General features: G+C 47.5%; 14 protein-coding genes. 4 read left to right on the top strand and 10 right to left on the bottom strand.

What is annotated here, in order from left to right; all coding sequences use genetic code 11:
• Window positions 1-61: 61 nt before the first annotated feature.
• The 7 genes from MHI52_RS08885 to MHI52_RS08855 form a co-directional block, all read right to left on the bottom strand.
• The gene (locus MHI52_RS08885) at window positions 62-1,390 is read right to left on the bottom strand and encodes a F390 synthetase-related protein (protein ID WP_405158890.1); all 1,329 of its coding nucleotides are present in this window, start codon (window positions 1,388-1,390) and stop codon (window positions 62-64) included.
• Window positions 1,387-2,247: an MBL fold metallo-hydrolase gene (locus MHI52_RS08880; protein ID WP_405158889.1), complete on the bottom strand. Its 861-nt coding sequence runs from the start codon at window positions 2,245-2,247 to the stop codon at window positions 1,387-1,389. The genes MHI52_RS08885 and MHI52_RS08880 overlap by 4 nt, the downstream gene beginning before the upstream one ends.
• Window positions 2,241-3,236, bottom strand: a complete 996-nt coding sequence (locus tag MHI52_RS08875; RefSeq protein WP_405158888.1) for an NAD-dependent epimerase/dehydratase family protein — start codon at window positions 3,234-3,236, stop codon at window positions 2,241-2,243. The genes MHI52_RS08880 and MHI52_RS08875 overlap by 7 nt, the downstream gene beginning before the upstream one ends.
• Window positions 3,233-4,525, bottom strand: a complete 1,293-nt coding sequence (locus tag MHI52_RS08870; RefSeq protein WP_405158887.1) for an ATP-grasp domain-containing protein — start codon at window positions 4,523-4,525, stop codon at window positions 3,233-3,235. The genes MHI52_RS08875 and MHI52_RS08870 overlap by 4 nt, the downstream gene beginning before the upstream one ends.
• Entirely contained in the window at window positions 4,515-5,516 is a 1,002-nt protein-coding gene (locus MHI52_RS08865) for a beta-ketoacyl-ACP synthase III (RefSeq protein WP_405158886.1), read from the bottom strand. The genes MHI52_RS08870 and MHI52_RS08865 overlap by 11 nt, the downstream gene beginning before the upstream one ends.
• Before the next feature lie 500 nt (window positions 5,517-6,016).
• Window positions 6,017-6,907, bottom strand: coding sequence for a TIGR01777 family oxidoreductase (locus MHI52_RS08860; RefSeq protein ID WP_340983028.1), 891 nt, complete (start codon window positions 6,905-6,907; stop codon window positions 6,017-6,019).
• A 116-nt stretch (window positions 6,908-7,023) separates the two neighbouring features.
• On the bottom strand, window positions 7,024-7,545 hold the full coding sequence (locus MHI52_RS08855) for a hypothetical protein (RefSeq protein ID WP_340983029.1): 522 nt from the start codon (window positions 7,543-7,545) through the stop codon (window positions 7,024-7,026).
• Between the two features lie 167 nt (window positions 7,546-7,712).
• On the opposite strand from MHI52_RS08855, the gene MHI52_RS08850 reads away from it, so the two are divergent.
• Both MHI52_RS08850 and MHI52_RS08845 read left to right on the top strand, forming a co-directional pair.
• Window positions 7,713-8,087, top strand: coding sequence for a BlaI/MecI/CopY family transcriptional regulator (locus MHI52_RS08850; RefSeq protein WP_340903135.1), 375 nt, complete (start codon window positions 7,713-7,715; stop codon window positions 8,085-8,087).
• A gap of 9 nt (window positions 8,088-8,096) precedes the next feature.
• Entirely contained in the window at window positions 8,097-9,440 is a 1,344-nt protein-coding gene (locus MHI52_RS08845) for a M56 family metallopeptidase (RefSeq protein ID WP_405158885.1), read from the top strand.
• Window positions 9,441-9,540: 100 nt separating this feature from the next.
• Here the strand turns inward: MHI52_RS08845 and MHI52_RS08840 are convergent, their stop codons facing one another.
• The 3 genes from MHI52_RS08840 to MHI52_RS08830 all read right to left on the bottom strand — a co-directional run bounded on the left by MHI52_RS08840 (window position 9,541) and on the right by MHI52_RS08830 (window position 11,513).
• Complete coding sequence (locus MHI52_RS08840; protein ID WP_405158884.1) at window positions 9,541-10,275, bottom strand: YdcF family protein; 735 nt, start codon at window positions 10,273-10,275, stop codon at window positions 9,541-9,543.
• A 50-nt stretch (window positions 10,276-10,325) separates the two neighbouring features.
• The gene (locus MHI52_RS08835) at window positions 10,326-10,547 is read right to left on the bottom strand and encodes a hypothetical protein (RefSeq protein WP_340983032.1); all 222 of its coding nucleotides are present in this window, start codon (window positions 10,545-10,547) and stop codon (window positions 10,326-10,328) included.
• Between the two features lie 120 nt (window positions 10,548-10,667).
• Window positions 10,668-11,513 carry an effector binding domain-containing protein gene (locus MHI52_RS08830; protein ID WP_405158883.1) on the bottom strand — a complete coding sequence of 282 codons (846 nt, stop codon included), beginning with the start codon at window positions 11,511-11,513 and terminating at the stop codon, window positions 10,668-10,670.
• Window positions 11,514-11,748: 235 nt separating this feature from the next.
• On the opposite strand from MHI52_RS08830, the gene MHI52_RS08825 reads away from it, so the two are divergent.
• Window positions 11,749-12,279: a TetR/AcrR family transcriptional regulator gene (locus MHI52_RS08825; RefSeq protein ID WP_405158882.1), complete on the top strand. Its 531-nt coding sequence runs from the start codon at window positions 11,749-11,751 to the stop codon at window positions 12,277-12,279.
• Between the two features lie 88 nt (window positions 12,280-12,367).
• On the top strand, window positions 12,368-13,474 hold the full coding sequence (locus MHI52_RS08820; RefSeq protein WP_101313291.1) for an MFS transporter: 1,107 nt from the start codon (window positions 12,368-12,370) through the stop codon (window positions 13,472-13,474).
• The last annotated feature ends 9 nt before the right edge of the window (window positions 13,475-13,483 follow it).

The following is a 13,483-nucleotide window of genomic DNA, read 5'->3' as shown; positions in this document are numbered from 1 at the left end:
CTTCTTTCCTCGGTAAATTACTTACTTCCCGTTCCTACCTATACCGCACGGCCCCTGCTGCTTAATCCGCCACTCCATTATGCCGTCTCTCCACCCTGCGCAGCTTCGTAAGTCCCTGTTCAAACGTATACGGTACAAATCTGATCTCAGGTAAGGTGCATTCAAGCCGCTCTCCCAGCTTCATCAGTTCCAGCAGTACATTGGTCTCAACCTGAGCCATCACTGCGTTCCCGCCAAGTCGAAGGGATACCTCCATTGTTCCGTCCCCTTGCTGCACCACACGATAATGTTCAATATCCGGCGAAGCCGCAATGACCGAACGGGTAACGAAATCCGGAAAGACCGGTACCGCCTCACCCGTATGCATGTTTGAAAAATAAAGCGTGTCATCACAGCGGCCTTCAATCCGCTCAATGGCAGTAAACGGGGAACCACAGGCACATGGCAGCGCCGCCTCGGTCAGAATATCATTCAACCGATATCGGATGATCGGCTGTGATGTTCTGGAGAAGTCCGTAATAATGGGCACGAACCGTCGGGTGGCGGGATCAATGAACTCTTTTTCAATATGCACGATATCTTCATTCAAATGCAGTGTGCCATAACGACAGGTTGCACCCAGGAACCCTTCTGTGCACTGATAGACTTGATGAACGGTCTGTCCGAAGACCCGCTCCAACACCTTGCGATCCAGGGGGTCCAGCACCTCGGCAACAGAGATGATTTTATCCGGTACAGCAGTCAGATATCCTACCACATACGCATCCGCCAACAGACGCAGCATGGATGGAGGAGCCACCCACACGGTAGGTTGGTAGGTTTCCAGCCGCTTAACCAAGGTCTCCACACGTTCCAGCAGATCAAAGTACTGAAACTGCAATTTGCCACGTTGCACCGATTCATACAGATTACTGTTGGCCCGCAGGAAAAACGCAATCTTCGCAGGTTTCCACAGTCCACCAGGCAACAACTTGGCCAGCACCGTACCCGTCCACGCATCCTGCTCCCGATCACTCACCAGAAATATCCCCCGGTTCCCTGACGTGCCCGAAGACAGTCCAACCGTCACGCCTTGAATGGAAGGTTTGAAATCACGTGTTTCTTCACTTTCACCTGCAAGAGCCAGAGCTTTGTCCTTGGTAATACCCACCGTGTTCAGTGTATCAAAATGTTCCATCATGGTTGATTTGTCAATCAACGGAAAGCTTCTCCAGTCGGTTGCGTCCACGCCACCCCACCACTTCCGGTAAAACGGAGATCGGGCACGGATCTGATGAACATGCCGAATAATCCGGCGCTCTTGCCAGCGCTCAAGTTGTTCTCGTGTTTTCCATGTTCGCAGCCCACGTGCGAGTGCATAATGAACCACAATACGAAAGGTATTACTCATCGTTTCGGCCCTCCTGTACCCCAAGCGTCCAGTACATCTCGACAATGACTCGGCACAATCCGAATGTGGGGAAATTGCTGATGCAACTGAACCAGCTTGTCAAAGTTACGATGGTATTCCTGTCGATTCGACATAATGATTCCAGCAAGAATATTCGGTCTGCGCTGTTCACGAAAAGCCCGACTCGACCATACCGCGTCCGCACAGAGAAAATAGTCATGTTCTTCTGTACGCAACAGGAGTCCCATCATGCCTTCCGCATGACCGGATACATCCACCCCAAGCAGACTGCCATCACCAAAGATGTCGTAGACCTCATCAAAAGGGAAAGCTTCCCCCGCTCTTATCCATCGCTCAGGCTCACACGTAACTGGCAATGATCTGACTATAAAATCCTCGGGCAACAGCCCCGCAAGAAAACCTGCTTTTACAGCCGCAATCGGACCAAGTGAGCGCACAGCATCATAGGCTCTTGGCAGATAGATGAATTGTGCCTCCGGGAAATCTCGTACACCCGCGATATGATCGCCGTGAAAATGCGAGAGGATGATATACCGAATATCCGAAGCTTTCAGTCCAATTCGAACCAAAAAATGAACGGCACTATCCTCTTCACGATAGACCACAGGTGTAATATGACGATACAGTGCGTTAGGCAAATGAGCCGTTTCCTCGAAAAAGCGGGAACTATATCCCGTATCCAGCAGGATCGGTCCATGTACGGGATGAATGATGCAGGCAAATCCTGCCGGGAAAGGTACTGGACTCAATCGACCACCACGCAGCGTCAGAAACTCTGGATGTGTACAGTAACCCGCCGCACCCAAATATAGTTTCACCGGAGTTGTTGTCAGCATGATTCAGCCCTCCACCAGTCTGCAAATTGTTGCAATCCCTCTTCAATGGACACCCGAGGGATGTATCCCAATTGCTCCCGTGCATCCGTAATATCCAATGTCTGTGGAATAGATAAGGAGCCGACTGTATACCGTGTCAATGCAGGTTCACCCATCGCAGGGATAAAGCCATGAACTCGCTCTAGCAACGCTGCCACACCATATGCCATCTGATAAGGAATGTTTCGACGACGCAAGGGCATATCCAGCATGCCAAACAGGCTGCTCACCAACTCACTGAACGCTCTCGGATCGCCATTGGAGATATTGTAAGCTCTGCCGAGTGCTGCGGCATCAACATCACGGCATAACAACAAGGCATCCACCACATTATCCACACAGGTCAGATCGATTAACGCCTGTCCACCACCGATCATCGGCACGCCTGATTTTGCGTTTGCTGCGACAATTCTGGGAAATAACGTCTGATCATACGGACCAAAAATGGCTCGCGGTCGAATCATGATCGATGGAAGTCCCTTCGCATGCCCCTCCATTACAACCTGCTCAGCGAGAAGCTTCGTGGCTGCATAATGATTGGCTGGTTTGGATGGCAACGGATCATTCTCATGTACGTTATATCGCGGATTGTAATTAAAATATATACTCGGAGTTGAGACATGTATGAATCGCTGTACTTCATTATGCAGGCATACATCTACAAGATTCTGCGTCCCTTCCACATTGCTGCTATAAAAGTCACGATATCGGCCCCATGGCGAGGATAGAGCTGCACAGTGAAACACCACATCCTGTCCCGTACACGCTTTGTTCACTGCAGCCTCATCCCGTATATCTCCATTCAGGAATCGGATTCCTACCAACTCAAGTTCTGCACCAACCTTTGGCTGTCGGCCCATGCCAGTGACTTCCCATCCCTCTTTAGCAAGTCGTATCGCGAGATGCCTGCCCAGACATCCCGTAGCTCCTGTAACCAATGCTCTATTCATTGTTGTTCACCGTTCCATTCTATGTCATGAGTCAAAGCTTCAGTCAGCGAGCACTTCTGCGATCTTGCCAGACGCCATGCAGCTAGCACCACTCCGAATTGTTCAAATACAGGCTGGATATCCTGCCCTACATAGACCACATCCCTGGCTCCACGCCACGCAGCTATCCATGCACGGAGCTTCCTTTTGCCTAAGATCTGCTGCAACCCGCTTCCCAGCATGGGAAGCATGAGCATGGCTTTGCTGCCCCGTGCGGGCGTGATCATTTTTCTTTCTTTTACCAACGTCTCCGGTTCAGTTAGTGCACGCACCAAGTCATCTCCGGGGTGAAACAGATGAATCCCACTCGTTGCCCTCGGATTACACTCAATCGCGTACACTCGCCTGTCCTGACCTTCTATAAAATCAAACCCAATCTGTCCACTAAAACCCGTTGCCTCAAGAAATTGTCTAACCCACGCAAGGGCACCTTCATGTTCCACCTGTTCAAAAAAAACACTGGCTCCCACGCTTCCTGTACGATAGCGACTGTCGTAAGTGGCATGTGCAACCAGTTGCCCTTCATGCGCTATGCTGTATGTACATAACATCTGACCAGGAATGTAGGCCTGTGCAACCCAAGGTGAAATAGAGGATAATTCCGCGTCGTCCGGAGGGTCGTTACGGAAATGTCGACGTTTCTTTTCGCTTACGTTTCCTTGCTTATCACTCCCTGCCCCAGCGTCATCGGTCATGAGTGTTGGCATGCGAACTTTGGATGCAAAGCGGGAATACACCGGTTTCCACACCCAATCTCCTACTTTTTCTATAACAGACTGGGCTTCCATCCATTCCTGCCGACTGTGGATCAGACGTGTATCCGGAACCGAAAGACCGAGTGACCTTGCAAGCTGGATAAATTCATATTTATGGTGCAACTCATGCAGCTGCTCCAAGGTTGTAACCAGAACACGGCAATATACACGCAGTCTGTCTGCCCCTTGAGCAACATAAAAGACTTCTTCACACATCGGAATCAACAGGTCGATCTGCCAATCCTGTGCCAACCGTTCCAGCTCTGCCAGATACGCACGTGTGTTATGACGCGGCGATGGGACCACAGCGCACTGTTCCACTGCACTGGATGATCTGGTCAGATGCCGTAAGGCACTCTCCGCAACATAGACCCGATGGCCTGCCCGATGAAGCATGCGTGCCAGATCCAGCGTTACGGGAGCCCTTCCGCCTGTAAGCAGCACACGGAGAGAAGCAACTGTACGATGTCTGGTTTCCCCAGATCTAGTAGTCAAAAATGAGTCCTCCCAATGATAATCCGGCAGCCGTGCCAATCATCAACACCCGATCACCACGCTGAATACGCTGTTGTCTAATCGCTTCATGCAGACCCATCGGGATCGATGCCGCAATCGTATTGCCGTGATTTCGTGTGATGTCCATAAACCGATCTTCAGCAATGCCAAGCTTCTTGCGAATCAGTCTCATCGCCATGGCACTTCCCTGATGGGGAATGATCAATTGGAAATCCTCCATTCGATTCCCGGTCGCCTGCAGCATATCACCAATGAATCCAGGCAAAAGTCTGGAAGCCATGCGGAAGATCGCCTGTCCATCCATATGAAAAAGGTAGGGTTCAGGCTGATCCGCCTTATAATTCGAAGCATGCAGCCGTGTACCTCCACCTGCAATCTCCGAGAAGCGAGCACCTCGGCTGTAGGTTTGAAGGGAAGCATGTACAATCTGAGAGGATGACCCTTCAGGCGAACGCTCAATAATAACAGCGGCCGCTCCATCTCCGAACAGGGCCGCACTTTCTTTATCCGACCAATTCAGTCCGGCTGAGGCAATCTCAGTGGCTACGAGCAGTACTCGCCGGTAACGTCCGGCATCTACCATATAGGAAATCACATCCAGTCCGTTCAGGAAACTTAGGCAGGTTGCATCCATATCAAAAGCAGGTACGCCCGAATCTTGCTGCCCCATGGCCTGCTGGATAAATACCGCCGTACTTGGCAACGGTTGTTCCTTCGTGCCACTGGTACACACCAGACAGTCGATATCACTAAATTGTAATCCTGCATCCGCCAGTGCAGCTTCCGCAGCCCGTGCGCCCATGAAAGAGGAGGTTTCTTCACCCGAAGCATAATGACGTACACCTACGCCTGTAGCTTTGCTAACCCAGCCCGCAGGCACGTCCAAGCGGCGATCCAGTTCCTCATCGGTGACTTCCTGTTCAGGCAGGTACTTCCCTGTTCCCGCGATCCTTACTCTTCTAAGTTGCATTTCCCCAACCTCTTTCTGTTCATCTGACTGATATATAAGTTCGTATTCAAAAAGACCGGTTTTCAGTACCGAGAAGATGGGATGAAGCTAGAAATGGAGTAGCGGAGCGTAGGAAAACTACGTGAGCAACGGACATTTCGGCTGAATTCCATATTCGATGCTGATGATGCCGATAGGCATCCTTCGTAATCAAAAGCGGACTTTTTGAAAAACCTCTATAAGTTCAGCTAATTAGTATTTACACAGACACTGCGATGACAGAACAACTTTCCAATCGCTGTTATCCCCAGATTTTTTTGATTCCCTTCTTAAAAAGGGAAAATCCGGGGATAAGCATATGCTTCCGATGCAGCTTTCTTTCAGAAAGCTTTTAGGCGAACGCTTCGCTTCTTCAAGTTATTTCTGTCCTCTCCGTTATCGTGTAAATGTTTAGTTGAACATATATAACAAAAGGGCAGATGCCTCTGCCCTTCCTGTTGTGTTTTCTTTTGTATGAAGTGTCATTTCTTCTCATTCAAAATCTCGGCAAGAGCGGCATCTAGTGTACCGTATGTGAACGTGAAGCCTTCCCTCTCCATTCGCTCGGGAATCACCCAACGGCTTTTGAGAACCAGTTCCGTCTCGGTCTGAATAAAACGTGCGCCCAGTTCAAGCATCCAGCGAGGAGAAGGTAGTCCAATCCGCACACCCATCTGTTCTCTCAGACGCGACATTAGCTCCCGATTCGTCACCGGATGCGGAGAGGACGCATTAAACACACCATTCAAGTGTGGATGCTCCTGCAGATAGATCACCATACGGAACAGATCCTCGATATGAATCCAGCTGAACTGCTGTGTTCCTGCGCCTTGAGATCCTCCCAGTCCAAAACGGACGAGGTTCGTCATGGGCACCATAACGCCACCCTCACCCAGCACAATCGCGATCCGCAGTGCAATCTGACGCGTAGACGGCAGGCTGAATTCAAAGAAAGCCTGTTCCCATGCCTTGGCAACGTCGACCGAGAATCCGGAGCCAATCTCGCCCTCTTTTTCCGTCATGGGACGATCTTCAGCATGTCTGTATATGGTCGCTGTACTCGAATTAATCCATAGTTCGGGAGGATGATTACAAGCCAGGACGGCTTCCCCGAGAATATGCGTTGTCCGGGTTCTGGATTCCAGAATGGCTTTGCGATTCTCATCCGTATAACGGCAGTTCACCGATTTACCTGCCAGGTTAATCAACATTTCTGCTTCTTCCAGTGCCCCTATAATTCCTGCACGATCCTCCCAGGCAATATGACCGGGCTGACGCGAGATAATTAACACCTCGTACCCCAGCTTTCTGAATCTTTGGGCAAAATCCTGTCCGACAAATCCCGTTCCACCAGCTAATACAACCTTCTTCACGGTATCCCCTCATTTCCCATACTGGGTAAAGAACTCGCAAGATATAGATTGGAATGTTTCTATGCATGCAAAATGCAGATATTAGATTAACACCGCCGGTGACCCGTTGGTTTGATTTATTTCGCACCCAGAGCTACGTACAAGCGATCCCGCTCTTCGATAGCCCATGCGTTTGCAGGGTTTTGTTCCAGTTGATATCGGAGTTCATCATAAAAATCATGGATCATGAATCCGTCCGGCAAGTTCCCAAGCATCGCTGTGAAGTTGTACTCTGGCAGTGTTCTCTTTCCTTCGCTGATCTGCTTCAGCCAGTCCATCCACTTTGCAAGAGTAAGCACTTCCTCCTGCCATAACTCAGCCTGTAACCCAAGCGCATCCTGAAGTTGCTCGTACGCCAATGGATCGGCGAAGACCCGGCAGGCCTGAACAGCTAGTTCGTACAACTCGGTCACTGCACGGAGTACCACATGCTCAAGTTGGACCTCCAAGCCTCCCATGTAATCCTGAACCTGGATGCCCTGTCCATCATCATATAATAGCGGTGCCTGCGCCAACAGGCGTACAATCTCTTCCATCGCTTGCATTGAAACTCGCTTCTGCTCATAGAGAGCAGGTAATTGATATGCTGTAATGATCATTCACTCCTACATCGTTCTTCTATTAATGACCTATATTATAACATGGTTTGGCAATCATCTATCAGGATAACTTGACTATCCACTACAAGTTGTAGTAGTTTATACGTACTACGTAGTGTAGTAATATGATCGTTATGGACGCATAACGATGTTAAGGAGTGTTCACTGTGAACCAGATTCAAAAATTATCCGAAACAGAAATGGAGTTAATGGTTGTTATATGGTCATGCGCCCCACCGGTCACCTCCACAGAACTATTAGACATATTTGCTGAGAAGGGGAAAGCGTGGAAAGCGCAGACCATGTCTACCTTTCTGTCACGGTTGGTGGATAAAGGCGCTCTTACCGTTACGAGACGTGGACGGACCAATGATTATGAGCCTCTTCTAAAGCCCGAAGATTACAAACTACAGGAAACGCAGCACGTTCTTGATGGACTGTATCAAGGTTCAGTTAAAAATTTGGTTTCGGCCATGTATGACGGTGACAAGCTTTCAGACAATGACATTTCAGAACTGAAAAAATGGCTTTCGGAAAAGTAGGTGCAGATTATGAATATCTTTTTTGAGATTCTGTGCAGCCTGACCGTGGCGGGAAGTATCGTTTCTGTTTGTATTTTGGCACTACGACTTATACCCGTATCTGTTTTTCCGACCAAGTGGCTCTACAGACTCGGTAAACTGGCTATCTTGTTTTATCTGTTCCCGGTATCTCTTGGAATTTCATGGCTTTTGGATATTGCATTCCAAACGACATCAACTATACCGGGTACGGAGAATGCAGCAGCTTCGGGTGTACTTGCAGGAACGTTTATCCCGGAACAAACCATTTCGGTAACCACAGCCTGGTTCTTGTTATGCGTCTGGGGCATTGGAGTCATTGGTTTTTCTGCATGGCAGGTGTACTGTTATCGGAGATTTCTGAATGAATTATCTCGTACACGTACCCCAGTCCTCTGTCATAGTGAAGCAGCTGTACAGCTACCATTAATCAAAGAGGCTTTGGGTCTCAAACGTAATATCACGCTTGCTCACAGCACGCTAGTACGAAGCCCTATACTGGTTGGCTTGTTTAAACCAACGATATATCTGCCACCCGAAAATACGGTGAAAATGGACATCAGCATGGTAATTCATCATGAGTTGGTACATCTAAAACATAAAGATCTGTGGGTCAAAGCTTTGACCTTGGGGGTTAGTGCCCTGCACTGGTTCAATCCCCTGATTCATATCATTCGCCGGGACATTCATACCTGGAGCGAGTTGGCTTGTGATGAAGATGTGGTGAAAGAGATGTCCCACGAAGAACGAAGACGATATGGTGAGACAATTTTAAATGTGATGGCGGGAACCAAGAAAATGCCTGCTCAATTTTGTTCGTCCCTATCGGGTGAAGGCAAACAATTAAAAAGGAGATTGATGATTATGTTTAATGTAAAGAAACTGAAAAAGAAACATTGGATGTTAAGTATGGGAGCCCTCCTGCTTATTACAGGTGTAAGTACGTCCACCGCCGTATGGGCATCAAACCACACAGTTAAAGTGGAGGCTGAGGCTTCTGAAGCTGTGACTGTTCCTTCTACGGGTGGATCTTCTGAAATCGCAGCTTCTCCCAACAAGGTTGGAATTTCCGAAGCTGTAACTGCTCCTTCTACTTCCGAAACTCCTGAGATCGTGGCTCTCCCTGAGGATGAAGTTTCCGAAGCTGTGCCAGTTCCGTCTGTTACTGTACCTTCTACTACTGTACCTTCTACTACTGTTCCATCTACTACTGAACCTTCTGAGGCTAAAGTTGTAGAATCAGCCACTGTTCCTTTTACCGGTGAATCTCCTGAAATGGTAGCTCTTCCTGGGGATAAGGTTTCAGTAACTGTACCTGCTCCTTCAGAAAAATAACCTATCGTTAAAGAGCAATAGCCATCCTTATATGGAAACAGGACGAAGCATAGATCATAGATCTCCGCTTCGTCCTGTTTCCGTTTCTCTGTCATGTGCATTAGATAAATGTTTTGATCGTAGCAAAATATTCACGGATCATATTGACGGGTTTCAGATAACCCGGTGACGGAGCCGATATGCCGTATTCTGCTGCATAACCGTTCTTGGCAGCGATGTATTTGGAACGGAACATATGATAGTCACTGGTGACAATCATGATCTCAGGGTGCTCTAACCCGGATTCAAGAATGATTTTTTTGGAAAAGGCCAAATTCTCCTGTGTACTTGTGGAGCGATCTTCCATAATCACTTGGGCAGGGTTAATCCCCTGTTCAATCAGATAGTTTTTCATGGCGAGCGCTTCGGGAATCGATTCCCCAGGTCCCTGCCCACCCGATACAATGACGGGTGTCTGAGGGTGACTGCGAATGTAGTCCAGACTGGCATCTAACCTTTGTTTCAGGGTCAATGACAATTCCGTTCCACGGATGCCGGAACCCAGAATAATGACATAGTCCGCTTCTTCCGGATCATTCGCACCAAGCTGTGTGAATACAAGTGCTTCAATAATGACAAAAGATACGGCAGCAACGCCAAATCCGGTAAGAATAATCCGTTTCAGAATAACATGCTTCTGATAGTCAATCCGTCTTAGTACGATAAAAACAACCGTGATCATTCCGAAAAACATGACTGGGAATCTTTGGCCCCAAAAGGCCAGAAATGCCACAAAACATGCCAACAGGACAAGATCAATGATCAGTCCATTTTTGTGTAAGAACTTTTTTATCAAATCCGTAGACACTCCTTCTTGTACCCGTTATTCCGCAAATCACTTATTATTCAATAATTACGAATATATCCTGCACCTATGTAACTTTGAGGCAAATGGAGACTACGAACTCTCCGCAGGTCATGCATTAATTGCTCGTGTTTGATGATCGTCTGAATGAATGGGTTCTCATATAACATATCTGCCTCCTGCGGTTTACCTCGTTGTCCTCTTATTGCTGTTAACCTTCGTTCCAATATATCATGTTTACCTGGCTGCAATAAAATGAACAACGCTTGAACATCCTCTGTACAACTTCGAACTCTAATTAATCACAACCGAATAACCCATAAACAGCTTCGGTTATCCGAATGTTTATGGGCGACAATGATCGAGTTTGAAACGGTTAAAATTTATTTAATCGGTATCCAGATTTGTGGCGGTTGATGGGGGCCCGGGTATACTTCCAGCTCCGGCATATATGCGTGCTCATAAGGGTTGGATGGAAACCATTCCGAAATAATCCGTTTCCACAGAAGCTGCATACTCTCCGGCATCGGGCCTTCTACTTCAAATACACTCCATTTGGAAGCAGGCATGGTGAAGCTTGATAATCCTTCCGGTACTTCACCATCGTAAGCCGTAGCAATCCAGTATTGCATCTGTTTCTCCTGAATTTCGCTCTGATCCACAACGACGCCAAGTAACCCTGGAATATTCCCATTGTTCAGTTCAAACAAACGATCCTCTGTACCGCTTGCCCACGCTTCCTGCCACATCTTCCCGATACCTTGCAGATGTTCTCCATCTGCATATGAGAAAGTTTGCTCTACTCCGACCAACGTAAATTCAGGATGTTCAACAATTTTATATTTCATCGGCTCTGCTCCTTTTAGACTCACTTGAATCACCAGACGATTATACGATTGGACAGCGTTACTATTCTTACGAGCCTCACTGGGTGCGATCCCATGTTGTCTACGAAATGCTTTGGAGAAAGATTCCGGTGTGTCGTAACCGTATTTAAATGCCAGATCAATGATTTTGTGATCACTTTGAAGCAGCTCATGTGCCGCCAGTGTCAATCGTCTTCGTCTTATGTATTCGCCTACAGTAACATCTGTTAATAAGGCAAAGGTACGCTGAAAATGAAAAGGAGAGATATGGGCCTGCGCTGCAATCTGCTCCATCGTCATATTTTCGAGTAAGTGGTCTTCCATATATTGAATAGCGACCTGTAATGCGTTGATCCAGTTCATGTAATAATCACTCCTTGATGTCTAATATAACGGATAAACCACCCAAAAACCTGTCATGTTGTGCTCTCATATGTCCGGTTAATGTGCAACGACGTTGTTCATATAACGCCCTGCCCAGGCTTTGAACTAACCAAAGACAAGAGGAGTCACAACATTTGACAATGTAAAAGATATATTATAGCCTACAAGTATAATGATCGTTCTATCTTATTTTGAAGGGAGAGTATCACTGATCATGAGCAGCAAAAAGGAAATGCTTTTGAACGTGGCTGAAGAATTATTCTACCTCCACGGCTTCCATTCCATCGGCTTGAAGCGGATTATCACGGATGCCGGGATTGCCATCATGACGTTATATAATCATTTTGAGTCCAAGGATGATCTCATTGTCCAGGTACTCTTACGACGCGAACAGCGTTATTTAGAACAGCTCAGGCAATATGCAGACAATAAAGCACAACCTATGTTCCTCAATCTGGCTGAAGGACATGCAACCTGGTTGAAAGAACACGAATCAAGAGGGTGCTTATTTTTACGCGCCAAAGAAGAATTCGGAGGTCATGCAGATCATATCATCGTACAGACAGTGAATGCGCACAAAAGACATATGAGAACGTTAATCCAAACATTGGCGCCTTCTGCAAGTGATCGAGATCTATTGCGATTCTCCCTGCTACTGGAGGGTTCCACGGCACTTGCTGAGACAGAAAATGTAAATGACGTCTGCCTTGAACTGATCCATATGACGCAGAACAGTTTCAAATAAAGCTATTCCGGGTGAGTTAATATTTCAACTCACTTTTTTATTTAATGAGAAATATAATGATCGTTCTATCTAAAAGGCGGTGGATTTAATGAAAAAAATTATCTTTCCAGGCATTGCACTTATCGCTGTATGTTATGCATTCGGGCGATTCAGTTATGGATTGTTTATGCCGGAAATTTCGGAAGCCTTACAATTAAATGATGCAGCCTCTGGCGCGATTAACTCAGGAACGTATATTGCCTACTGTCTGTCCCTTCTAACTGCACCACTGTTGATTAATCGCAAGGGACATCATTATGTCATTCAATTGGCAGGGATCAGCGCAGTGCTCGGATTAACCGGCATTGCCCTGGCTCAGAATGCATGGGTTCTTACATTTAGTATATTTCTAGCAGGTTTGAGTACAGGCTGGGCCTCTCCAGCCCTCGGTAACACGGTTAATGCCGAGCTTGCTCCCGAGCTACAAGCAAGAGGCAACAGCTGGATTAACACAGGGACCAGCTTCGGAATTGTAATATCAGGTCCACTCTACTGGCTGTTCACGGATTACTGGCGTCTAACCTACATCCTGTTTGCTGTAATCGGTGTTGTGGTTCTTTTGTGGAACAGACGTGTTATTCCGGCAACCAAGACACTGCCTTGTACCAAGTCTCTCTGGACATGTATGAAACCTACCAGACCAGGGTCTGCTCTGCTCATGGCTTGTCTGTTGACAGGTTTCAGTTCTGCAATCTACTGGACCTTTGCCCGGAACTTCCTCACAGACGAGAAAGGGGCCTCCGATTCGGAAGCCGTGTTGTTCTGGATTGTGATGGGGGTTATGGGGATACTCGGTGGATGCGCTGGTCGCATTATTGAACGGTTCGAGATTGGGTGGTCCTACCGAATAGGCATACTTTTATTGGCTATTTCGCTCGGGGTTATCCTTCTGCCTTCAATGACTGCCAGTCTCATCTCTGCGATCATATTTGGCAGCACGTATATTTTCCTGACCAGTGTATTTATCGTTTGGGCGACGAGACTATTCAGTCCAAATGTGTCCATCGGAATTAGCCTTGCCTTTCTCGCGCTGGGTGTTGGGCAATTCCTTGGATCATCTATGGCAGGTTATACGATCGAAGTGTTTTCCAATACAACGGCATTTCTGGCCTTTGCTATACTCGGTCTGTTCGGAATGTTAATTCGGGTGAAATAAATGACAGAA

The sequence above is a fragment of the Paenibacillus sp. FSL H8-0283 genome, from assembly GCF_045040675.1.
In the GTDB taxonomy this organism is placed as follows: Bacteria; Bacillota; Bacilli; order Paenibacillales; family Paenibacillaceae; genus Paenibacillus; species Paenibacillus amylolyticus.
This window is presented reverse-complemented; position numbering and strand designations above follow the sequence as displayed.

What these genes read in the sequence shown, in the direction of transcription:
- MHI52_RS08885 (WP_405158890.1), bottom strand. Translation starts at nt 1,390, where the DNA reads ATGAGTAATACCTTTCGTATTGTGGTTCATTATGCACTCGCACGTGGG.
- MHI52_RS08880 (WP_405158889.1), bottom strand. Translation starts at nt 2,247, where the DNA reads ATGCTGACAACAACTCCGGTGAAACTATATTTGGGTGCGGCGGGTTAC.
- MHI52_RS08875 (WP_405158888.1), bottom strand. Translation starts at nt 3,236, where the DNA reads ATGAATAGAGCATTGGTTACAGGAGCTACGGGATGTCTGGGCAGGCAT.
- MHI52_RS08865 (WP_405158886.1), bottom strand. Translation starts at nt 5,516, where the DNA reads ATGCAACTTAGAAGAGTAAGGATCGCGGGAACAGGGAAGTACCTGCCT.
- MHI52_RS08855 (WP_340983029.1), bottom strand. Translation starts at nt 7,545, where the DNA reads ATGATCATTACAGCATATCAATTACCTGCTCTCTATGAGCAGAAGCGA.
- MHI52_RS08845 (WP_405158885.1), top strand. Translation starts at nt 8,097, where the DNA reads ATGAATATCTTTTTTGAGATTCTGTGCAGCCTGACCGTGGCGGGAAGT.
- MHI52_RS08830 (WP_405158883.1), bottom strand. Translation starts at nt 11,513, where the DNA reads ATGAACTGGATCAACGCATTACAGGTCGCTATTCAATATATGGAAGAC.
- MHI52_RS08825 (WP_405158882.1), top strand. Translation starts at nt 11,749, where the DNA reads ATGAGCAGCAAAAAGGAAATGCTTTTGAACGTGGCTGAAGAATTATTC.
- MHI52_RS08820 (WP_101313291.1), top strand. Translation starts at nt 12,368, where the DNA reads ATGAAAAAAATTATCTTTCCAGGCATTGCACTTATCGCTGTATGTTAT.